The sequence below is a fragment of the Mucilaginibacter defluvii genome (assembly GCF_039543225.1).
Lineage (GTDB): Bacteria > Bacteroidota > Bacteroidia > Sphingobacteriales > Sphingobacteriaceae > Mucilaginibacter > Mucilaginibacter defluvii.
Window position 1 is genome coordinate 998,725 of the sequence record NZ_BAABJI010000001.1, and the last position, 22,418, is coordinate 1,021,142.

Annotated in this window: 22 protein-coding genes; 12 read left to right on the forward strand and 10 right to left on the reverse strand. The window is 44.6% G+C overall.

Going from position 1 to position 22,418, the window contains the following annotated elements:
- Window positions 1-21: 21 nt before the first annotated feature.
- Window positions 22-1,392, reverse strand: coding sequence for an exonuclease domain-containing protein (locus ABD960_RS04525; RefSeq protein WP_345329712.1), 1,371 nt, complete (start codon window positions 1,390-1,392; stop codon window positions 22-24).
- Between the two features lie 98 nt (window positions 1,393-1,490).
- Between ABD960_RS04525 and ABD960_RS04530 the strand changes: the two genes are divergently transcribed.
- Window positions 1,491-2,840, forward strand: a complete 1,350-nt coding sequence (locus ABD960_RS04530) for a peptidoglycan DD-metalloendopeptidase family protein (protein ID WP_345329713.1) — start codon at window positions 1,491-1,493, stop codon at window positions 2,838-2,840.
- Window positions 2,841-2,847: 7 nt separating this feature from the next.
- On the opposite strand, the gene ABD960_RS04535 is transcribed toward ABD960_RS04530, so the two are convergent.
- Window positions 2,848-3,345, reverse strand: a complete 498-nt coding sequence (locus ABD960_RS04535) for a DUF695 domain-containing protein (protein WP_345329714.1) — start codon at window positions 3,343-3,345, stop codon at window positions 2,848-2,850.
- Window positions 3,311-4,150, reverse strand: coding sequence for a hypothetical protein (locus ABD960_RS04540; protein ID WP_345329715.1), 840 nt, complete (start codon window positions 4,148-4,150; stop codon window positions 3,311-3,313). Before ABD960_RS04540 ends, ABD960_RS04535 begins: the two co-directional genes overlap by 35 nt.
- A gap of 15 nt (window positions 4,151-4,165) precedes the next feature.
- Between ABD960_RS04540 and pyrG the strand changes: the two genes are divergently transcribed.
- Together pyrG and yidC are read left to right on the forward strand one after the other, a co-directional pair.
- Complete coding sequence (gene pyrG / locus ABD960_RS04545) at window positions 4,166-5,776, forward strand: CTP synthase (RefSeq protein ID WP_345329716.1); 1,611 nt, start codon at window positions 4,166-4,168, stop codon at window positions 5,774-5,776.
- Between the two features lie 20 nt (window positions 5,777-5,796).
- On the forward strand, window positions 5,797-7,596 hold the full coding sequence (gene yidC, locus ABD960_RS04550) for a membrane protein insertase YidC (RefSeq protein WP_345329717.1): 1,800 nt from the start codon (window positions 5,797-5,799) through the stop codon (window positions 7,594-7,596).
- 396 nt (window positions 7,597-7,992) lie between these two features.
- On the opposite strand, the gene kdsB is transcribed toward yidC, so the two are convergent.
- The 3 genes from kdsB to trpS form a co-directional block, all read right to left on the reverse strand.
- Window positions 7,993-8,781, reverse strand: a complete 789-nt coding sequence (gene kdsB, locus ABD960_RS04555; protein WP_345329718.1) for a 3-deoxy-manno-octulosonate cytidylyltransferase — start codon at window positions 8,779-8,781, stop codon at window positions 7,993-7,995.
- A 49-nt stretch (window positions 8,782-8,830) separates the two neighbouring features.
- The gene (locus tag ABD960_RS04560) at window positions 8,831-9,445 is read right to left on the reverse strand and encodes a deoxynucleoside kinase (RefSeq protein ID WP_232176577.1); all 615 of its coding nucleotides are present in this window, start codon (window positions 9,443-9,445) and stop codon (window positions 8,831-8,833) included.
- A 192-nt stretch (window positions 9,446-9,637) separates the two neighbouring features.
- A complete protein-coding gene (gene trpS / locus ABD960_RS04565; protein WP_345329719.1) occupies window positions 9,638-10,633 on the reverse strand; it encodes a tryptophan--tRNA ligase in 996 nt (331 codons plus the stop codon).
- A gap of 37 nt (window positions 10,634-10,670) precedes the next feature.
- Between trpS and ABD960_RS04570 the strand changes: the two genes are divergently transcribed.
- From ABD960_RS04570 to ABD960_RS04580, 3 genes are all read left to right on the forward strand, one after another.
- Window positions 10,671-11,402, forward strand: a complete 732-nt coding sequence (locus ABD960_RS04570; protein ID WP_345329720.1) for a lysophospholipid acyltransferase family protein — start codon at window positions 10,671-10,673, stop codon at window positions 11,400-11,402.
- A complete protein-coding gene (gatC, locus tag ABD960_RS04575) occupies window positions 11,399-11,689 on the forward strand; it encodes an Asp-tRNA(Asn)/Glu-tRNA(Gln) amidotransferase subunit GatC (RefSeq protein WP_345329721.1) in 291 nt (96 codons plus the stop codon). The genes ABD960_RS04570 and gatC overlap by 4 nt, the downstream gene beginning before the upstream one ends.
- A 209-nt stretch (window positions 11,690-11,898) precedes the next feature.
- Complete coding sequence (locus ABD960_RS04580; protein ID WP_345329722.1) at window positions 11,899-12,621, forward strand: ABC transporter ATP-binding protein; 723 nt, start codon at window positions 11,899-11,901, stop codon at window positions 12,619-12,621.
- Between the two features lie 496 nt (window positions 12,622-13,117).
- Here the strand turns inward: ABD960_RS04580 and ABD960_RS04585 are convergent, their stop codons facing one another.
- A complete protein-coding gene (locus tag ABD960_RS04585; protein WP_345329723.1) occupies window positions 13,118-13,609 on the reverse strand; it encodes a hypothetical protein in 492 nt (163 codons plus the stop codon).
- Window positions 13,610-13,629: 20 nt separating this feature from the next.
- Window positions 13,630-14,133, reverse strand: coding sequence for a hypothetical protein (locus ABD960_RS04590; RefSeq protein ID WP_345329724.1), 504 nt, complete (start codon window positions 14,131-14,133; stop codon window positions 13,630-13,632).
- A gap of 223 nt (window positions 14,134-14,356) precedes the next feature.
- On the opposite strand from ABD960_RS04590, the gene ABD960_RS04595 reads away from it, so the two are divergent.
- The 4 genes from ABD960_RS04595 to ABD960_RS04610 all read left to right on the forward strand — a co-directional run bounded on the left by ABD960_RS04595 (window position 14,357) and on the right by ABD960_RS04610 (window position 18,390).
- Window positions 14,357-15,667 carry an aspartate kinase gene (locus tag ABD960_RS04595; protein WP_345329725.1) on the forward strand — a complete coding sequence of 437 codons (1,311 nt, stop codon included), beginning with the start codon at window positions 14,357-14,359 and terminating at the stop codon, window positions 15,665-15,667.
- A 50-nt stretch (window positions 15,668-15,717) separates the two neighbouring features.
- Window positions 15,718-16,881 (forward strand): diaminopimelate decarboxylase, encoded by a 1,164-nt coding sequence (lysA, locus tag ABD960_RS04600; RefSeq protein ID WP_345329726.1) that lies wholly within the window; start codon window positions 15,718-15,720, stop codon window positions 16,879-16,881.
- A gap of 85 nt (window positions 16,882-16,966) precedes the next feature.
- The gene (locus tag ABD960_RS04605; protein ID WP_345329727.1) at window positions 16,967-18,109 is read left to right on the forward strand and encodes a GAF domain-containing protein; all 1,143 of its coding nucleotides are present in this window, start codon (window positions 16,967-16,969) and stop codon (window positions 18,107-18,109) included.
- An 86-nt stretch (window positions 18,110-18,195) separates the two neighbouring features.
- Window positions 18,196-18,390, forward strand: coding sequence for a cold-shock protein (locus ABD960_RS04610; protein ID WP_194099717.1), 195 nt, complete (start codon window positions 18,196-18,198; stop codon window positions 18,388-18,390).
- Window positions 18,391-18,443: 53 nt separating this feature from the next.
- Here ABD960_RS04610 and ABD960_RS04615 read toward each other — a convergent pair whose 3' ends face one another.
- Entirely contained in the window at window positions 18,444-19,154 is a 711-nt protein-coding gene (locus ABD960_RS04615; protein WP_345329728.1) for a DUF92 domain-containing protein, read from the reverse strand.
- A 39-nt stretch (window positions 19,155-19,193) separates the two neighbouring features.
- Here ABD960_RS04615 and ABD960_RS04620 point away from each other — a divergent pair, with 39 nt between their 5' ends.
- Complete coding sequence (locus ABD960_RS04620) at window positions 19,194-19,889, forward strand: class I SAM-dependent methyltransferase (protein WP_345329729.1); 696 nt, start codon at window positions 19,194-19,196, stop codon at window positions 19,887-19,889.
- Between the two features lie 171 nt (window positions 19,890-20,060).
- Entirely contained in the window at window positions 20,061-21,359 is a 1,299-nt protein-coding gene (locus ABD960_RS04625; protein WP_345329730.1) for a sensor histidine kinase, read from the forward strand.
- A 2-nt stretch (window positions 21,360-21,361) separates the two neighbouring features.
- Here the strand turns inward: ABD960_RS04625 and ABD960_RS04630 are convergent, their stop codons facing one another.
- Entirely contained in the window at window positions 21,362-22,315 is a 954-nt protein-coding gene (locus ABD960_RS04630; RefSeq protein WP_345329731.1) for a Smr/MutS family protein, read from the reverse strand.
- Window positions 22,316-22,418: the final 103 nt, after the last annotated feature.

Here is a 22,418-nt window from a genome sequence, read left to right on the forward strand (position 1 = left end):
TGCCGTTCCGCCTTTAATAATTTATAGCCCGGCAAACATCAGTTTCCGCTCCGGAAAGCGCGCGGCGTAGCCGGAAACAATATTGCGTATATAATCATTACCCGGGTAGGGTGTCAGGTGCTCTTTTAATTGTTGCAGGCTCTCCGTTTTAAAGTAATGGGATATGTAGCCCATGCCATAAAAACGGCCTTTTTCTATCAATATACAGCTGTGCTCGTCAATCGTGCGGCCTTCATCGCGTATGGCAAATGTAGGGAGAGCTTCGTTAAGCGATTCAACGGCGAGGTTAACTCTCTCGTTATAGTCATCAGCGCTCATACCGCCGCAACAGGCACAGGCATGCTTATGGATGCCATTGCATTCGGCATTGTTTTTTTGAATAAAGCAAAGCTTGGGGCACAGGCCAAAGGTATCTATCAGTTGGTTAAGCAAATTGTAACCCTCTAACAAAGAGTTGCAGGCATATAAGGGCATCTGGTGCTTGCGGTGCTTATCAACCGCCAGGCGCACGTAACCCCGCTGGTCTATATAATCATACAATGCATAGCCTTGTTCAAACCGTTTTAAGGAGCGGTTGTATTGCGGCCAAAGGCGCTTGATCTCTACAGCTTCAAGCACAAAGGCGATCAGCTCGGTACCGCAAATCTGGTAACTGATGCTATAGATGTTCTTTAAAAATTCCTGGCGTTGCCTACCGGTATTATTGCCTGTAAAATGGCTGCAAACACGCTTTTTCAAATTTTTTGCCTTGCCTACATATATCACCTTGCCCTTGCTATCATGAAAGTAATAAACCCCGGGCGTGTAAGGCAGTTGCTCCACATACTGCTTGGGCAGGTTGGCCGGCAGCACCTGTTCTTTTGAGTTTTGTTTAAGCGCTTTGGCAATGTGTTTGTCGGCATCAGCAGCCAGCAGCATGGTAAACAAGGCGGCTGTTGCCTCGGCATCCCCCGCTGCACGGTGGCGGCTATGATTTACAATGCCCAACTGCGAACACAGCTTACCTAAACTGTACGACGGAAAGCCCGGCATTATTTTACGCCCTAGCCGCACGGTGCACAGTTTATTGCAATGCAAATCGTACCCGGCCTGCGCTAAATGATGGCGCACAAACGAGTAATCAAAATTAACGTTGTGCGCTACAAATATTTTGCCTTCTAATAGCTGATAAACCTCGTGCGCCACATCTTTAAACAATGGGGCCGGGGCCACCATATCATTACTGATGCCGGTTAAGGCCTGTATATAAATGGGTATTTCCCGCTGTGGGTTGATAAGCGTGTCAAAGCGTTTAACAACCTGCACGCCATCATGAATACAAATAGCTATTTCCGTAATGCCGTTAGCGTTGGCATGCCCTCCCGTCGTTTCAATATCCACAATAGCGTACATAATTCAAATGTACTGTTTTTTGTTAGAATGCTAAATAAATTAGTGAATGAAAGGTTGATGATTCACGGCAAACTTTCAGCCTGATAAAGCGGTTACTTATGCGGATGATATTGGTAGACATGGAAATAAATTTACGGGCAATTAAACGGATGGCCGGAGCCATATTTATAGGTATTGTATTAAACGCTTGCAGCGAAAAAGGCGGGATCGGCATTTTCAAAAAGCAATCGCCGCACGAAGCTTACGGCCAACGGTTGAAGGATGCCGGGCTTGATCGTACCGCCATGGGCAACAAATGGTTATTAATTGCCGATCAGGTTATCGCTAAACCACTCGATATCAACATCCCTTACCGCGAAACAGGTTACTTTGCGGCTGATAAGGCCGGTGGTACCGCCTTGCGTTTTACAGTTAAGCGCGGAAAAAAGATCAGCATCGCTATAACTAAAAAGCCGGCTAACATTAATATTTATGCTGATTTATTCGAACTTAATGGTACCGAAACCAAACGAGTAGCCTTTGCCGATACTACCGGTAAGCCATTAGAGTATGAGGTTAAACGTGATGGCAGCTATCTGCTGCGCCTGCAACCCGAACTACTGATAAGCGGCGAGTATACGCTCACCGTCACCGATGGGCCTTCGCTCGGTTTCCCCGTATCGGCAAGTGGTAAACCAAACATAGGCAGCTTTTGGGGTGTAAACCGCGACGATGGCACCCGTAAGCATGAGGGTATTGATATCTTCGCCCCGAAAGGCACACCGGCCATTGCTGCGGCGGGCGGTACGGTGAACAACGTTACTAATAATAATCTGGGTGGCAAAGTAGTATTTTTTCGGCCGGATGGAAAAGATTATACGCTTTATTACGCCCATCTGGATAGTCAGCTGGTGCAAAACGGACAAACCTTAAAGCCCGGCGATACCATTGGCCTGGTGGGCAATACTGGTAACGCCCGTAACACGCCCTCGCATTTACACTTTGGCATATACACTTCGGGCGGTGCTATTGATCCGCTGGCGTTTGTGGACAGAAAAATTACTGAACCCCCGGCAATAACAGCGGCCTTAAATAATTTGAACAGTACGGTACGCACCTCAAATTTGGTAAACCGGCTTTATAACGCGCCTGATATTAAAAGCAGCCAAACACTCAATTTGCCTAAAAACTCCGTGCTTACCGTTGAGGCGGCTGCAAGCTCGTGGTATAAGGTAAGGCTACCCGATGGGTTGATAGCTTACATCAGCAGTAAAAGCGTAACTGATGTAAATGTACTGCGTAGCATCACCTTAAAAAACGCCCAACCATTACTGGATGCCCCTGATAGCATTAATGCCCCTGCCAGGCGGCAACTTGCGGCAGGCAATAAAGTAGGCGTATTGGGCGCTTATAGAAATTATTACCTGGTTAGAGACGGTGAAGAAATCGGCTGGGTGAAGGAACTGTAAATTAATATCATTGTGGCAAGTACCTGTCAAGTGATGACCAATACTTGTCTTTATATATATTATAATCAATTTTTATCGTACCATTATACTTTTGCTGTAGCTGGTATAAAACTTTTGATGGCTTTCTGAAATCTTTGCAGGCGAAGTATATTTCGCGGGTGTTTTCACCTGTTTCACGCCCTAAATTCAGGTATCCATTGTGATCGGGCAATTGTTCAGTTATTTCATTTTCAATTAAATCAAGTTGTTTGTAAGTTGGTTTATCCGGTAAGCCGTTTGTGTTTTTACCATCGTAGTTAATGGCTATTGTTAACATCCACGGATGAGATGGTTTTGCATCACACTGTAGTAAACTTTGGTTAATTACAGCTACAAACGGACCTTGCTGTCCTTCGAACTCAAATGCAGTGTATGAATCTATCATATTATCAGCTATTCTTATGCCTTCATATTTTTCAACAAATTCTTTTTCACGCCACTCCAGGTAAGATTTTAGTTTTTTCAACCGGAATCAGATCATCTTCAATCTCACTGCTTTTTACAATGCTTAAATTATCAATTGTTGTGGCAAACTTCATTTCGCCTAAAAAGTTGTCCAAAAAAATGTATATACCGTTTCCGATAGCATCTTTATTACCATCATTTAATTCGTCATGCGTTATTTTAATGTGGATGTCATCTGGTTTGAAAGGATTACTAAGCCCAGTAAAATGTATATTATCGGCGCTGAATTTTAGTCCTGCCATATCTATGTTAACATCGTTAATATTTAATTCAGGTTTAAGAGCCGTAAATTTCCACCTACTCAGTATTGGCGCCGCGGCAACAAGTTCTTCAACAAAAACTATGTTTTTCACATCTCCATCGGGTGTTAAAATAAGCTCAGCTTTACTGTCACTATTCATCCCCGTTAAAAAGTAAAGGCTATCTTTTAGTTCGTTCAGTTTTGGCGATAACTCCTTAAAAAAATCGTTTTCAATATTAGTTCCTTTCTTAACTGCGTTAAAAAATTGCTGCTCGTGTTTAGAAAACCAAACCCAGAAATCGTTATATGTTTTTATTGGTTGATAGGCGCTGCCAAATAATTTATTAAAAAAGCCCATGGTAAATTGCAATAAGTTAAGCCGTCTAAAGTAATAAATAGTGCTTGATAAGTCGTCGGCATTAGCTGAAATTTGCAACACGACGATTATTTGATTAATTATTTCAACATCCCTCATTTTCTCAACAACAGTAAAAAAACTGTTAAAATTTGTTACCTTTGTATCCCGTACACAAACAATTTGACGAGAGGTTAAAACTGTCGTCAAAATTCAAAAAACAACATGACCAAGTATATTTTTGTTACGGGCGGCGTTACTTCGTCGTTAGGGAAAGGTATTATTTCCGCTTCATTAGCTAAACTCTTACAGGCGCGTGGTTACCGTGTAACCATCCAAAAGTTCGACCCTTACATCAACGTCGACCCAGGAACGCTTAACCCTTACGAGCATGGCGAATGCTATGTAACCGAAGATGGTGCCGAAACCGACCTTGACCTTGGCCACTACGAGCGTTTTTTGAATACGCCAACGTCGCAATCAAACAATATTACTACCGGCCGTATCTACCAAAACGTGATCAATAAAGAGCGTGAAGGCGCCTTTTTGGGTAAAACGGTACAGGTTGTGCCGCATATTACGGATGAGATCAAACGCAACTTCCGCATATTGGGCGAGAGTGGCGATTATGATATCGTGATCACCGAAATTGGCGGTACCGTGGGCGATATTGAGTCGCTGCCGTTTGTGGAGGCTGTACGCCAGTTCCGTTGGGAAGTTGGCTCAAGCAACTCGCTGGTTATCCACCTTACCCTTGTGCCGTTTTTGGCCGCCGCGGGCGAGTTGAAAACCAAGCCGACACAGCACTCTGTTAAAATGTTGCTGGAATATGGTATACAGCCTGATATACTGGTTTGCCGTACCGAGCATCACCTCACGCCGGATCTGCGTAAAAAAATAGCCCTTTTCTGTAACGTAAATATCAATGCGGTTATCGAGTCGATAGACGCGTCGACCATTTACGATGTGCCTTTGCTGATGCTGAAAGAACAGCTGGATAAAACTGTACTGACCAAATTTAAGCTTCCGCATAAAAATGACCCTGACCTCGAAAGCTGGAAAGACTTTTTAGGCCGGTTGAAAAACCCGACGTCCGAAGTGCGCATTGGCTTGGTAGGTAAATATGTGGAGCTGCCGGACGCTTATAAATCCATCACCGAGGCATTTATACACGCGGGCGCTAAAAACGAGTGTAAAGTTAAGGTGGAATATATCCACTCCGAGCAATTAACGCCGGGCAACGCCATTGATAAATTAAAGGGTCTGCATGGTGTATTGGTAGCCCCAGGCTTTGGCGAGCGTGGTTTTGAGGGTAAGATTGAGGCTATCCGCTATGTGCGCGAAAACAATATCCCATTCTTTGGTATATGCCTGGGCATGCAGTGCTCGGTAGTTGAGTTTGGCCGTAACGTGCTTAAACTGGAAAACGCCAATAGTACCGAAATGAACCCTGACACCAAATACCCGGTGATCAGCATGATGGAGGAGCAAAAAAATATTACGGCCAAAGGTGGTACCATGCGCTTGGGCGCTTATCCGTGCGATCTGAAAAAAGGATCAAAAGCGGCCGCTATATACGGTAAAACCCATATCAGCGAGCGCCACCGCCACCGCTATGAGTTCAATAACGAATACCTGAAAAAGTACGAGGAAGCCGGTTTAATACCATCGGGCATTAACCCTGAAAACGGTTTGGTTGAGATAGTTGAGCTTAAAAACCACCCGTATTTTGTAGGCGCGCAGTTTCACCCTGAATTAAAATCAACAGTTGCTAATCCGCATCCACTTTTTATTAACTTTGTCGCCGCTTCGCTGGCTTACGCCCGCAAGAATTAATTATTGTTCGATTTTAAATAATGGATAGAAATACGTTCACAGGATTATTCCTGATCATGCTGATAATGGTAGGCGGGTTTTACCTGATCAAACCATCACCAGAAGAAATAAAAAAGGAAAAAGAGCGCACAGAGGCTGCAGCAGCGGCAAAAAACGGTAAAAAACCTGCGGCTACCAAAGCTGCGGCTACTGCCGCCCCGCAAACTGTTGATTCTGCTGCCTTGAAAGGGCCATTCGGTTCGGCCGTAGCGGGTAAAGCCCAGCAAATAGTGCTTGAAAACAGCGACGTAAAAGTTGAATTAAGCACCCTTGGCGGTAAAGTAGAGTCGGTTGAACTGAAAGGTTACAAAACCTTTGATAAAAAAGCGCTGGTTCTGTTTGATGGCGATGGTAATACCTTCGGTACTACGGTAAACGCAGCAGGCCGTAATTTTAACACTGCTACCCTTTACTTTGCGCCGGTACAAGCGTCAAAAAACAATGTAACCCTGCGTTTAAGCTACAGCCCAACGCAATATATTGATTATACTTACACGCTTGCCGACAAAGGCTTTAAGCTCGACCTGAACATTAAGCCTATCAGTATGGATGCGCTGATTGGCAACAACGGTGTGTTAAACCTTAACTGGGCCGCCAGCCTGCACAAGCAGGAAAAAGATATGACGCAGGAACGCCAGTTCTCTACAGTTTACTACAAACTGCTTGATGATAACGTGGAGCACCTGAGCGTAAGTGAAGATGAGCAGAAAGACGTTACTGACAAAAAAGTAAAGTGGGTATCATTCAAGCAGCACTTTTTCTCGAACGTGCTAATCAGCAAAACCGGCTTTGAAAAAGCTAAGCTGGCAGTTAGCACCGACGTAAACAGCCAGGCTGATGTTAAGCAGATGAAGGCTGACCTTGCGGTTGCTAAAGATGCAAGCGGCACTTATCCGCTGGAATTTTACTTTGGGCCTAATCAGTTTGAAAGACTTAAAGATCAGGGTTATGACCTGCAGGAGCAGGTTGACATGGGCTGGGGGCCGCTTAAGTACATCAACCGTTTTGCGGTGTTGCCTATATTCAATGCCTTAAACGCCTTTAACTGGAACTACGGTATCATAATATTGGTATTGACCATCCTGCTTAAAGTAGTGCTGTCGCCGCTTACCTATAAATCATACCTTTCGATGGCTAAAATGCGTGTGCTTAAGCCGGAGATGGATGAAATTAAAGCTAAAGTTGGTGAGGATAACCCTACTTTATTGCAACAGGAATATTTGAAGCTTTATAAAAAGGCAGGTGTAAACCCGTTAGGTGGTTGTTTGCCTTTATTGCTGCAAATGCCTATCGTGATTGCGTTCTTCCGCTTTTTCCCGAGCTTGTTTGAACTGCGGGGCGAGAGCTTTTTGTGGATGAAGGATCTATCTACTTATGATGCCGTGATCTCCTGGGGACAAACCATACCGGTATTGGGTAATCACATCAGCTTAATGTGTTTGCTGATGACTATCTCAACCCTGATCTACACTTACTTTAATAACCAATTATCAGGCGCTACCGGTCAGATGAAGTACATCGGTTATATTACGCCGCTTATCTTCTTCGGTATGCTGAACAGCTACCCGGCAGGTTTGAACTACTACTACTTCCTGGCTAACATGTTAACGTTTGGCCAGCAATACCTTATCCGCCTGATGGTTGACGATAAAAAGATCCACGCCAAAATTCAGGAGAACAAGGCTAAGCCGGAAGATCCTAAAAAGAAAAAATCAGGTTTCTCTGCCCGTCTGGAAGAAATGATGCGCCAGCAGCAACAGGCTCAGCAGAAAAAGAAATAACGAATTGATTTTAACAATCTTATAAAAGCCCTTCTTCTAAATCGAGGAGGGCTTTTTGTTTGCGTTTTCCTTATTCCCATGTCATATCGAGCGGTAGCGAGATATCTGTACATATCCAATACCCAAGCGCTTTTTTACCTGTCCTGAATTTCTTTTGAGCGATCAAAAGAAACAAAACTCGCCGGCTGTTTAATTTTCTGTGGATGTTAGTGCGACCTCCTGCTACCCGGAAATTAAGAGGCCGGATTGATAGTTAATGAATAGTTTTGTGCTTTAATTTAATTTTCGTTGTCATTTCAACGGATGAGAAATGACAATGAATTTTTTCGGATTTTCCTCTCGGGTAGGATTATTCACTATCATTTTTTTTAGCGGTTCTCATGAGGGCTTTGCCGTTTAGGGGTGATTAAGCAACTTCAAATCCTCAGGTGTATCAATAGCATGTGTTTCCAGTTCTGTTTCGGCAACCTGTATGCGGTAGCCGTTCTCTATCCAGCGGAGTTGCTCCAGTTTCTCGGCGGTTTCCAGTGATGATATGGGTAGCTTGGTGATTTGCTGCAGTACATCGGCTCGGTAGCCGTATATGCCTATATGTTTAAAATAGGTATGGAAGCCCAGCCAGTTCTCCGGTTCCTCGCCGCGCAGGTGGGGCAGGGGCGAACGCGAAAAGTAAATAGCTTCTGACAGTTTGTTGATTACGACCTTGGGCGAGTTAGCGTTCAACAACTCTTGTACAGTTTTAATTTGCTTAACCAGTGTAGCTATCTGCGTTTGCGGGTTGCTGAAACAATGCGCCAGCTTGGTGATCTGCTCCGGGTCAATATAAGGTTCATCGCCCTGGATGTTAATAATCACCTCATATTCCGGATGCTGTAGCGCTACCTCGGCACAGCGGTCGGTACCGCTTTGATGGTCGGCGCTGGTCATTACCACGCGGCCACCAAAAGCGATAACATGTTCAAATATGCGCTCGTCATCCGTAGCTGCCACAACCGCTGCCAGGTCCGGGCATTTGGAGGCTTGCTCATACACACGTTGTATCATGCTCTTGCCCGCAATATCAACCAATGGCTTACCCGGAAAGCGGCTCGATGCATAGCGGGCAGGGATGATGCCTAAAATACTGCCCCTCCCGGCCTCCCCTGAAGGGGAGGAAATGTTTTCTCTATTTGATATATTGGGCATAATTAAGATAAGTTATTTTTCAAGTCCCCTTCAGGGGATTTAGGGGCTCCTAAAATAACCCGTGAATCTCCCTTTCAATCATCTGCACAATGGTGGCCATATCTTCGGTATTATTGGCAAAGTCAAGGTTGTCCTTATCCAACACCAGTAACTTACCCAAATCATAGCCGTTTATCCATTTCTGGTATTTCTCGTTCAGTTTTGAAAGATAATCCAGCCTGATACCGCTCTCATATTCGCGGCCGCGGCGCTGTATGTTGTTTACCAGCGTAGGCACAGATGCCTTAAGATAGATCAGCAGGTCAGGCGGTTTGATAAACGAGGTGATGTTATCAAATATTGAACGGTAATTCTCGTAATCGCGCGTGGTCATAAGGCCCATATCATGCAGGTTCTCCGCAAAAATAAAGGCATCCTCATAAATGGTACGGTCCTGTATCACGTTGCGCCCGCTTTTTTGTATCTCGATGATCTGGCGGTAACGGCTGTTTAAAAAGTATATCTGCAGGTTAAAGCTCCAGCGTTTCATGTCGCTGTAAAAATCCTCAAGGTAAGGGTTGTTATCAACGGCTTCAAAAAGCGGTTCAAAGCCATAGTTTTTGGCCAGCATTTCGGTGAGGGTAGTTTTACCGGCACCTATGTTTCCTACAATAGCAATGTGCATGTGCGTTTGGTATTAGGTCGGTTAGTCAGTTAGTCGATAGACCATAGACGATAGACCATAGTAATTTAATAAAGCGTATTTTTCACTATGGACTATTGACCATCGTCCACAGACTGCCTAATATACACCAACAACCCTTAACTGTCAAAAAAGTTGTAAGGTATTGCCTCTAAAAACAGAGTGGTCAGTTTGTTAGAATTTTCTGAACCCGATTATCTCGCGTACTTCGCGGATGGTTTTGTTAGCACTTTCGCGGGCTTTTTCGGCACCAAGGCTGGCCACACGGCTAAGGTAGGCGCTATCATTGGCAATATCGTTTATGCGTTCGCGGATTGGGGCCGTAGCATTCACCATATCCTCGGCAAGCTGCTTTTTCAGGTCGCCGTAGCGTACTTGCATGGTGTTGTACAGGTTGTCAAAATGCTGGTATGTATCTTCGGTTGATACTACTTTCATCAGATCGAACAAATTCTGTATCTCCTGCGGTTTTTCCTGGTTTTCAGCGGTTGGGCCACTATCGGTAACAGCACGCATTACCTTTTTGCGGATCACCTCAGGCGCGTCGGACAAATAAACAGCATTAGCCTCACCTTCAGATTTACCCATTTTGCCCTTGCCATCCAGTCCCGGAATTTTTACCAGGTTACTGCCATAGCTAAATGCGTATGGCTCGGGGAAGTAATCGTTGTTATATAGTCTGTTAAAGCGGTTGCCGAAGGTGCGGGCCATCTCCAGGTGCTGCTCCTGATCTTTACCTACGGGTACTTTAGTAGCTTTATGGATGATGATATCCGCCGCCATCAAAACCGGGTAGGTAAGCAGGCCCGCGTTTACGTTATCGGCCTGTGCACGCACTTTGTCTTTAAAGGATGTGCTGCGCTCCAGCTCACCTAAATAGGCGTTCATGTTGAGGTACAGGTACAGCTCGGCCACTTCAGGCACGTCCGACTGTACGTAAATAGTAGCCTTTTCCGGGTCAATGCCTGCGGCAAGGTATTCAACCAGTACTTGTTTTACATTGCTGTGCAGGTCTGCAGGGGTGGGGTGCGTGGTAAGCGAGTGCAAATCGGCAATAAAAAAGTAGCAGTTATACTCATGCTGCATCTTTATAAAATTCTGTATTGCGCCGTAATAATTACCCAAATGTAAGTTTCCGGTAGATCGTATGCCACTAACAACTGTTTCCATAGGGGCGAAAGTAAGAATTTTTATATTTTTGGCACCGATGAAAATGTTTTTAAGAAAGGCCCACGCCCGCTTGTACAGGTACAGTGTAGGCTTTTTTTACTTCGTTTTCTGGCCTTTACTGTATTATTACTCACGCAAACCGGAGCGCTACCCCGCCATGAATAAGGTGCGCAGGGCCTGGGGTTTTGTGAGTTCGCTGGTAGCCGGCATTACCTATAAAATTAAGTATGAACAGCAAATAGACTGGAGCCGTACCTACATTATTTGCCCTAATCACACGTCTAATCTTGATATAACCGCGCTGAGCATCGCCATAAAAAACAACATTAGTTTTATGGGGAAGGATGAACTGCTGGATGGGCTGGTAACCGGCCTATTTTTCCGTACGGTTGATATACCGGTTAACCGCGAAAGTAAGATGTCGTCATTCCGGGCATTCAAAGCTACCGCCGAGCGCCTGCAAAAGGGCGTTACGATGATAATTTTTCCGGAAGGCACTATTCCGGATCATTATCCCCCCGAGATGATTTCGTTTAAAAACGGGCCTTTTCGGCTGGCTATTGAACATAAAATACCTATCATCCCGGTAACATCCCTTAACACCTGGCAAATATTATGGGACGATGGCCTTAAACATGGCAGTAAACCCGGCGTTTGTAATATATTTGTACATAGGCCAATTGAAACGGCTGATTTAACCATTGATGATACCGATGCCCTGCGCGACCAGGTGCACAGCATCATTCAGCAAAAACTGCAAACCGCATGACGATTGACAAGCAAACAGTTGACAAAATAGCCCACCTTGCCCGCCTTGAACTGGCCGAAACCGAGAAAGAGGAGCTGATGAAAGACATGAGCCAAATACTCGATTTTATGGCCAAGCTTAACGAGGTAGATACCGCAGGTGTTGAACCGCTGGTATACATGACCACCGAAGATAACGTGTTGCGCGAAGATGTTGTAAAGCACGAAATAACCACCGAGCAAGCCCTGCTCAACGCCCCTAAGCACGATGGCAGCCACATATTGGTGGCTAAGGTGATTGACAGGTAGTTTTTTGTCTTTGACCTTGATTTTTAGGATTTTGGGAGTACCTTGATCAATAACGTTGATAGTCAAATCAAAGTAGTCGTTGTAATCTCAAAAATCAATATAAAAAACTAAAATCGAGGTAATCCCAAAATCCTAAAAATCAAGGTTAAGAATATAATTTCAACCGTGTAACAATTACCCCGAAACCATAGTCAAACCAACAAAAACTAATGCAGCCACTTATTACCCTTACCGATATAGGCCGGAGATATGTTATTGGCAGTGAGGTTATTCACGCGCTTAAATCAGTATCGTTAACCATAAACAAAGGAGAGTTTGTGGCCCTGATGGGGCCTTCGGGTTCGGGCAAATCAACGCTGATGAATATTTTAGGGTGTTTAGATACCCCTTCAAAAGGCGAATATGTGCTTAACGGCATTAACGTAAGCCATATGAGCGATGACGACCTTGCCGAGGTGCGTAACTCCGAAATTGGCTTCGTTTTTCAAACATTCAATTTGTTGCCGCGTAACAGTTCGCTCGAAAATGTAGCGCTTCCGTTGGTTTACGCCGGCATAAGCAAGACCGACAGGCTTGCGCGTGCGCACAAGGCGCTCGAAAATGTAGGGCTTGGGCATCGGGTTGATCACAAACCCAATGAGCTTTCGGGCGGGCAGCGCCAGCGTGTGGCCGTAGCACGGGCGTTAATTAACAACCCATCCATTATATTAGCTGATGAGCCTACCGGTAACCTCGATACCAAAACATCTATCGAGATAATGGGGCTTATTGAGGATATACATGCCAAAGGCAACACTATTATACTGGTAACGCACGAAGAGGATATTGCCCAGCATGCACACCGCATTGTGCGTATGCGCGATGGGCTGATCGAAAAGGACTATATAAACCCAGATATACATACCGTTTTAAAGGAACGGGAATTATTATAAGCAGAAAGAGCCGCTGTTAACAGCGGCTCTTTCTTTTTTGGTAACTTTTTTCCATACTCACTTATACTCGGTGAAACCGTCTCGCCATTTTATCTGGCAGCCACACATAGGCATTCTTTAAACAGTGTGCGCAGAAAAAACGACGGATAGGTAAGAAAAACAATAGCGCTCCGAGAGGATTGGTTTTACTCTCGAAATGAAAAGGCGCTCCACAAGTGCACCTTAACGTTGATTTTTCAGTTCTCATAAAATGTAGATAATAAGCACTGCCTTTCAACATGATCGCTGTCAGGCGTTAATAATCACAAAACTCCTCAGTTTTACATTTAGGTTACGTAAGATTTTGGTATATCATTACATGGTTCTGTAAACAAATTTTGTGCTAATGTTACCAAATTGTTATGTTATTGATTTAATTGACTGATAATCAAGCGAAAATTTTATACGAAAAGAAGCCCGCCGATAACAGCGGGCCTTTTTCGTGTGAAATAAAATTTTATAGTAATTTGTCGGCAAGTAGCTTGTCAGCTACTATTTTTACGGTTTTGTCTGATACATCCATCTCCGAGGTGTACTCGTCATGCGACGTATTGATTTCACTTTTCCATACATTTTTACGCAGCTCTGTATCAAAAAGCGATATTTCATAAGCGCCTTTTGACCATCCGGATACAGTTTGTCTCAAATAAAGGACGGCCTCAGGTTTAAAGTCCACTATTTTTTGGTTAATATCAGCCTCTGTATCTAATGAAAGTGGGGTTTTAATATAATATTCAGTCTCAATACCGCGCTTAATAAAGTCGGCGGTAATACCTTTGGTTATTGAGGATCCGTACTCCATGCTTTCCTTGCTGCAATAAGTAACGATGTAAATTTTACGGGGTTTCTTGGTGTAACCTTCCTGTTTATTTGAAGCTATGTTTACAGATGCGCAGGCTTGCAGCAGTAACAACAAGCCGGCAATAAAATGTTGTAGTTTTCTGTTCATGATGTGGTTTAGATGTATCATCAGATCAATTTATCTTCCTGGAGTTTTTTTATTACGTTATTAACCGCAACCTCTGCCGATTCGGTGATGCCAAATGCGCCATATACTTTTGCAAGGCCTTTCCAAACCGGTTTTTGCGTTTTGCCATCAATCAGTGTAAGATCAAGCTTGGCATCGGTTACGGTGCCGTTGGTATAGGTAATGTGCGTTTGTTTAATTACCAGTAACGCCTGCGGATCGTAATCATTGATCTTTTTTAATACATCTTCTTCAGTGTCGAGTGATAGCGGATCACGCAAAAAGCCGTTCGACTGGATGTTTTTTTCGCGAAGCTTAGCCTTCAAACCGGTGAAAAATGTTTGGCTAAAGTTTTTTGTTTCTTTTGCGCCATTTACAATGATGTAAACCTTGTAAAGTTTCTCATTGTAGCTGGCTTGTTTTGATGATTCGATTTTTGCAGAAAAGCAGGATTGCAGACTGCCTATTATTAACATGCATGCCGCAATACGAAGTAAATTCTTCATGTTTTGTGTGATAATCCAGTTTAAGTATCAGGGTAAATTCGAAGGCAAAAATATTAAAATATTTGAGCTTTTGGTGTATTTGTAACGCTAAGCCTCAAAACCAACACTTACTAGCTATTTTTCTTCACAATAACACGCCGATAAGTGCTTAAAAATCCTATTTTTAGCGCCGCTAAAATTGATGCAGCAAGATCAGTTTTTCAATTAAGTAATTATTGTAAAGATGAAAGTTTTAAAATTTGGAGGAACATCTGTAGGCAGTCCTGAAAGGATGAAAAAACTGCTGGATATTGTTGATGCTTCTCAACGTCAGATCGTGGTGCTTTCGGCAGTGTCGGGCACAACAAACAGTTTAGTTGAAATAGGGCAGGCATACCTTGCAGGCGATAAACCCAAGGCAGCCTCATTAATTGCTGCATTAAAGGGTAAGTACGAAGTTTTTATCCAAGAGCTTTTCGCTAACGAAGAATACCGTGCGCAAGGCAAGGAAGTGATCGATTATCATTTTAACCTGCTTACCGGCCTGGCGAATGATCTGTTTACGCCTATTGAAGAAAAGATAATACTGGCGCAGGGCGAGCTGCTTTCGACCACCTTATACCATGTTTATCTGAAAGAGATCGGTGTGCCGTCGGTACTGTTACCGGCGCTCGATTTTATGAAGATTGATGAAGATAATGAACCTGTGGTTGATTACATCACCTCGCACCTTACCCCATTGCTTGATAAGCATCCGGATAATAACCTGTTTATTACACAGGGTTATATTTGCCGCAACAGCTTTGGCGAAATTGATAACCTGCGCCGTGGCGGCAGTGACTACACCGCATCACTGATAGGGGCAGGCATACGCAGCGAGGAAGTACAGATATGGACGGATATTGACGGTATGCACAACAACGATCCGCGTATTGTTAAAGGCACGCAGCCAATTGCCCAGCTATCGTTTGATGAGGCAGCCGAGCTGGCTTACTTTGGCGCAAAGATATTGCATCCGCAGAGTGTGTTCCCGGCGCAGCGTTACAAAATACCGGTACGCTTACTTAATACTATGGATCCGCAGGCCCAAGGTACGCTGATCACTAACGAAAGCGAAAAGAACCGTATAAAATCAATCGCCGCTAAGGATGATATAACCGCTATTCGCATACAATCAAGCCGTATGCTGCTGGCTTATGGCTTTTTGAGGCGCGTTTTCGAGGTATTTGAGCGTTATAAAACCTCTATCGATATGATCACCACGTCGGAAGTGGCGGTGTCATTAACCATTGATGATACCACCTACCTTGGCCAGATAGAAGCTGAGCTGAATACCTTCGGCAGTGTGGAGATAGAAACTAAGCAAACTATAATTTGCGTAGTTGGTGATTTTGGCACTGATAAGCACGGTTACGCCGCGCGCGTGCTGGAAGCTGTAAAACATATTCCGTTGCGTATGATATCTTACGGTGGCAGTGAGCACAACCTGTCGTTACTGGTAAAAACCGAAGAGAAAACCGAAGCGTTGCGCAGTTTACACAGCCGTTTATTTTAACGGCATTTGTTGCATTTTGCCTGTACGCAGGCATTTAAGTTTGCTATAAAATGTTTAACGATAATGTTATAGATCGTTTCCAGGGTTTGGAAACGCCTTTTTATTACTACGACCTCGATCTGCTGCGCCGCACATTGGCTGCTTGTAACGAGGCCGCCGGTAAATACGGCTTTCATGTCCATTATGCCATGAAGGCGAATTTTGACGAGCAGGTGCTCCGGGCCATTCAGTCCTACGGTTTCGGTGCTGATTGCGTGAGCGGTAACGAAGTGTTGGCCGCGCTGAAGCATGGTTTCGGTAAAGATAAGGTGGTATTTGCCGGCGTAGGTAAATCAGACAAAGAAATAATTGCCGCCTTAGAGGCCGATATCTTTTGCTTCAATGTAGAATCGGTGCAGGAGCTGGAGGTGATTAACGAGCTTGCCGCCGCCCGTAATAAAAAAGCCCGGGTGGCTATCCGTATTAACCCCAATGTTGACGCGCATACCCATCACTACATTACTACCGGGCTTGATGAAAATAAATTTGGCATCAACACATGGCAGCTTAACGATGTAGCCGAGAAACTGCGCAGCAGCGCCAGCCTGGAGTTTGTAGGCATACACTTTCACGTAGGTTCGCAAATTACCGATATGGAAGTGTTCAGGAGTTTATGCGTGCGCATTAATGAGATCCAGGCCTGGTTTGAGGATCGCGGCTTTACCATAAAAATACTCAACGCCGGCGGCGGTTTGGGGGTAAATTATTACAGTCCGGATGAAAACAACATAGCCGATTTTGAAAGCTACTTTAAGGTTTTTAAGGACTTTTTGAATGTTAAGCCGGGCCAGGAAGTGCACTTCGAATTAGGGCGTGTATTGGTAGCACAATCAGCAGCGCTTATTTCGCGCGTGTTGTATGTAAAGAATGGTCAGCGTAAAAACTTTCTGGTGCTTGATGCCGGCATGACCGAGCTGATCAGGCCGATGCTTTACCAAGCTTATCACCAGATAGATAACTTAAGCCGCAAGCCTGAGAATGTTACCGACGCGGTGAAATATGATGTGGTAGGCCCGATATGTGAAAGTACTGATTGTTTCCGTAAGGATGTTGAGCTGCCGCAATCATACCGTGGCGACATTATCGCGGTGCGCACAGCAGGCGCTTACGGACAAGTTATGGCATCAGGCTATAACCTGCGCACGCCTGTACAAAGTGTTTATTCGGGCGAATAACTTATTTACAAAACAAACCTGAGTATAAGGTGTTGTACGGTAAAACGGCGTAAGTGCATACGCCGTTTTATGTTTCCGTATCACAATGAACGACGAATACAACCGCCTTAAAGCCGTAAACAGGTTTATCTCTCTTAACTCATCAACAAGCCGCGATTTAGCCGGAATTGCGGAATTAACCGCCCGGCTGTGCGATGCCCCTGTAGCATTAATAACCCTTTTGGGTAAAGATACCCAATGGTTTAAAGCGCGTAAAGGTGTAGACATGGAAAGCACCCCCAGGCAAATCGCATTTTGTAATCATACCATAAAAAAGCGAGATGTTGTAGTGGTGCCTGATATGAAACTAGATGTGCGTTACTCGTCAAACCCGTTAGTTAGCGGCGATCCTAATGCCCGCTTTTACGCTGGTTGCCCGTTAATAACTGATGATGGCTATGCTGTAGGTAGCCTATGCGTAGTAGGATTTGAGCCGCGTGAATTAGATGTAGATGAAAAAAACACGCTCAGAATGCTGGCCCGCCAGGCCATTAACCTGATGCAGCTCGACTCCAACCTGCGTGAGCTGGAATTACATCATAAAAACTCCCTGCAAAACAGCATGGATCTGATGGACTCGGAGCTGAAGCTGAAAGCGATATTTGACAGCAGCAGCGATCAGCATGTACTGGTTGACCGCGGTATGCGCATCATGGCCATGAACAAAGCAACGGTATCAGCCCTGCACAGTGTGCTTAATATAATCCCCGAAATTGGTACCCATCTTTTTGAATATGTAGACCAACACACAGGGATTGAGTTAAGGCAGTTGGTTAACCAGGCATTTGGCGGCCGTTCTATCAAAAGAGAATTACTGGTATGGCGCGGCACGCCGCACGAGGGCTGGCGCGAAGTGAAGCTCGTGCCTATCCGCAACATTATAAATGAGGTGGTGGGTGTAGCTATAAACGCTGTTGATGTTACACATAACAAACTCCAGGAAGAGCAGATCAGGGTACAAAACGAGGCGCTTACACGGATAGCCATCATACAATCGCATGAATTGCGCCGCCCGGTGGCATCGTTGCTGGGGCTGCTGCATGTAATGAAGCTGGAGCAGGATAAAATGGGTATTGAGGAGTATATGGAGATGATGCAGCTGGTTGTTGATGAACTGGACCAGAAAATAAAACTGATTGTTAAAGACTCAGAAGATACCATTAATAGCAACCTGTCAATAGTAGCCTGATTGTAAATACATGCTACGCAGGTGAATATATTTGTTGCTTTGCCGATTATTATACCTACCTTGCGTGCTTTATAATAAACAATACAATGCAAAAACAAGGAACAGTTAAATTTTTCAACGTTACAAAAGGTTTTGGTTTTATAGTGCCCGACAGTGGCGAACAAGAAATTTTTGTACACTCAACCGGCCTTATCGATGAGATACAGGAGAACGACAAAGTGGAGTTTGAGGTTGAAAACGGCCGTAAAGGCTTAAACGCGGTAAAAGTAAAAGTTATATAATTATATATCATTTTATTGATCGTTAAAAGCACCGGTTTTTGCCGGTGCTTTTTTTATGCAATCAGGGCAACGACTATTGCACCGGCAAGCGTAGCCAAAAAATTCACCATGTTGTTATCAATCACTTGTTTGCGTTCTAATATTGCGCCCAAAAGTGAGTCGGCAAAGTTACCTGCGGCGCCTGCCAGCGCTATGGCTGCAACCGGCCAGCCGAAACCGGCAAACAAACTGTAAACCATAGCTATTAACAGGCCACCCGCCAAACCAAGCACTGTACCTTCCAGGCTGATCACGCCGTCGAGCCCGCGTTGATCTTTTTTCCAGCTGATGATATTATAAAAGTTACGCCCGTAAATTACGCCCAGTTCGCTCGATGCGGTATCGGCTGCGGCAGTAGCGAACGCGCCTGCAATCATCAGCAGCATTTCATCCATATGCGCCGGAAACAGCATGGCAGCTACCGACAGTATGGCCGCTATGCCGCTGTTAGCCAGTACCTGCCACGTATCGCGCGGAGCGTTATCATCATCACCATTAATTTTTAGCTTCAGGTACTTTTTGTGTGATGTAGCGGCGGTGCCGATTATAAAAAATGCGGTCATCAGCAGCACGCCGGCAAAGCCGGTGCCTATGTAAAGTAACAACGCGGTTATAGCGCCCGTAAAGGCAGCCCAGCGGGTGAGTTTGCGCCGCTTTACCGAAAACAGCATACCTGCGGCAAGCAACAGTAAAAGCAAAATATAGGCGATGGTGGCAGAGATCATGCAGCGTCAAATATAAATTATTTACTTTGCAGCAGTATTATGAGCGATATTTTAGGACAGGCAATTTATAATTACCACCATAGCGATAGGGTGAGTAAGTTGTGGATATACAACCGTTACGGCCCACGCGAGGAAATGCCCGTACGCACTTACTTTAGGAATGAAGATGATATGCCCGACCTGGAATGGTGTGCCCTGAACCATTGCAATGGCAGCGTGCTCGACGTTGGCGCGGGAGCGGGAAGCCACAGCCTGGTGCTGCAGCAATGGAATGCCGCGGTAACCGCCCTCGATATATCTCCGCTGGCCACGGATGTTATGCGGGCGAGAGGGGTAGCCGATGTAATACAAGCGGATATATTTGCATACAACGCAAGGCAGTATGATACCTTGCTGATGCTGATGAACGGTATCGGTATAGCGGGAGACCTGGATGGCTTTCGGAGGTTTTTAAGACATGCCAAAACGCTTTTATTACCAGGCGGACAATTACTGTTTGATTCGTCGGACGTGGCATACCTGTATCCTGACGGCATACCCGATAGGGATTATTACGGGCAAATATCTTATCAATATGCCTACAAGGGCGAGCGTTCTGAATGGTTCAGTTGGTTGTATATCGACGAGAAAACAATGCTCGAAATAGCCGGCGAAGAAGGCTGGCAGGTTGAGGTGATTTTTGAGGACGAGTACGGCCAATATTTAGCTAAGCTTCATCCGGTAAGCCGTTTGTAAGTAATCGGCAACTATAATTAACGTTATGTAAAATTATATACTCATTAATTAAAATATGATATTTTTTACGGATGATTAGCTAATCCCGATTACCTTCACGTAAGCATCCCCAATTAACTGCTGTTACTATTGCTGCACATGCCGAATACTTTGCCTGTTTTAATCAAAAAAATGATCGGCGAGCCTGCGGAATTTATTCTGGAGCAGCGCATTTTTCACACGGTATGTTTGGTAACGGTTATTGCCCTCTTCCTCAACGTTTTTTCAAACCTTTATATTGATATGCCCCAACTGGCAGCCCTTATGGCAGGGGGGATTGTGCTGGTTGCAGTAGCTTACTACCTGTCGAGAATATGCCGCTGGTTTACCTTTAGTATCACTTTATATAATATACTAAGCAACTGCCTGCTGATAGCCAATTTTTTTGATAATTCAGGCACACGCGGCCCTACAGCGCTTATTTTTTTGCTGGGATGCTTTATCAATATATCGGTAGTGCCTAAAAAGCAATACTGGTTTTGGATTGTGGCGAATATCGTTATTGTGCTCGGCCTGATGGGATTAGAGTATTTTGATACCAGCGCCGTGCCTTCCACCTATCCAGATCGGGAGAGCCGTTATTTCGATTTCATGTACTCGTACCTGGTGGTTGCGGTTATTATTTCGCTTATTACTACCTACATCAGGCGCAGTTATGATTTTGAACGCCTGCGGGTAGAGCATAAGGCGGAAGAGCTTGAACAATCAAACTTAACTAAAAACAAACTGTACGCTATTTTAGCGCATGATTTGCGGGCACCCTTAAGTTCGATACAAAATTACCTTGAAATACTATCAGAGTTTAAGCTGGAGGAGAGCGAGCGGATGTCGATAAAAAAGGATTTGCTTAACGCTACCCAAAACACGCAGAAAATGCTGTCGAATTTGCTTACATGGACAAAATCGCAAATGGAAGGCGTAAATGTAAACCTGGCTACCGTTAATGTTAGCGACGTATTGCAAACCACCCTGCAAATTCAAAAGAACGAGGCGCAGCGTAAAGGCATAACGCTGATAAGCAAACTGGAAGATAAAGCCCCCGTTGTTGCCGACCCCGATATGCTGCAGCTTATTGTGCGTAACCTGATCAATAATGCCATAAAGTTCAGTAATAACGGCGGCAGTATCATCGTAAAATCCGATTATAATGATGAGGAATGCTGTATCAGCATAATTGATACAGGAATCGGCATCCCACCCGATCAGCAGGCAGAAATGTTTTCGTTGCGTGCCAAATCAACATATGGTACCGGCAATGAAAAAGGCGTAGGCCTCGGCCTGCTGCTATGCAAGGAGTTTACAGAATTACAGGGCGGTAAAATATGGTTCAGCAGCGAACCTGACCAAGGCACTACCTTTTGCATTGGCCTTAAAGTTTATCGTGGCGATAGCTTTGTAAAAAACGAGTTAAAGGCCGCTACCCGGGTATAATGCTACTTTAACACCGCCTTTGTTGCACCATAGCCGAATTTTTCCTTTCGCGCGTCCATAAAGGTTTGCACCTTGTTGTTGCGGCCAAGCGCTTTATGTAATTCATGCCTTAAAATGCCGTTGCCTGCGCCATGTATAAATACAATTTCGTGTAACTGGTGTACAATGGCTGCATCGAGCTTTTTATTAAAATGATCGAGTTGTATTTTCAGGATCTCGGCACTGCTCAAAAAATGATAATCATCGCGCAGTTTTTCGATATGCAGGTCAACTTCGTTTTCGGGTTTGCTAACTATATCGGCTTTTTCTTCGGCAGTTTTAAAAAAGCTTTCCTTTAGTTTACCTGCATCAATTACCAGTTCATCTTCATCAAGCCTGAAAAGCCAGCCCTGTAAGCCAGTTACCGGCAGTTTTTGCTTAGCTCCTGCAAAATCCTTGGCCTTAAATTTTTCGGAATAAGTAAGCGGCGAAGGCGGTTGCACGTTTTGAGCCGTATGGTAAATAATATTAACGCTTAGCTTAGGCCATACCTGCAGGTCGGCCAATTGAGCGGAATATACCTGCACACTTGTTTTCGGCTGAATAATGCCGGCAAACTCGCCTTTGTACTTTTTATCATGCTCGCCGTACAGTGAAACTAATAGTTGGAACGATGTAGTGTTTATTAACTGAAAATGAACCACCGAGCTTGCCCGGCTATCGGGTACTGCGGCAAAGTATACACCGCGAGCGATAAATTCTCCCGCAGGTATGGGAGTAACAGTGGCTGCTTTGGGCTCGGCTTCCTTCGCGTCATCCATATGCCCGTACACAGATGTGACTTTGCTGGCCATAACAGGAATCTCAAACCCGTCATCACCCGTAACGCCAATCATCTGCTCGTCAATTATGCGGGTAACATAGCCTTCCAGTTTTTCGTCAATAAACCTTACAAAATCGCCTAACTTATGCTTCATGTGGCAAAGTTACGGCATCGTGGGCAATAAGCAACATCCTGCCGTCATTTACTCCATTGGCATATAATTTTCTCAATAAAAAAGTGAATTATCTTATAAGATA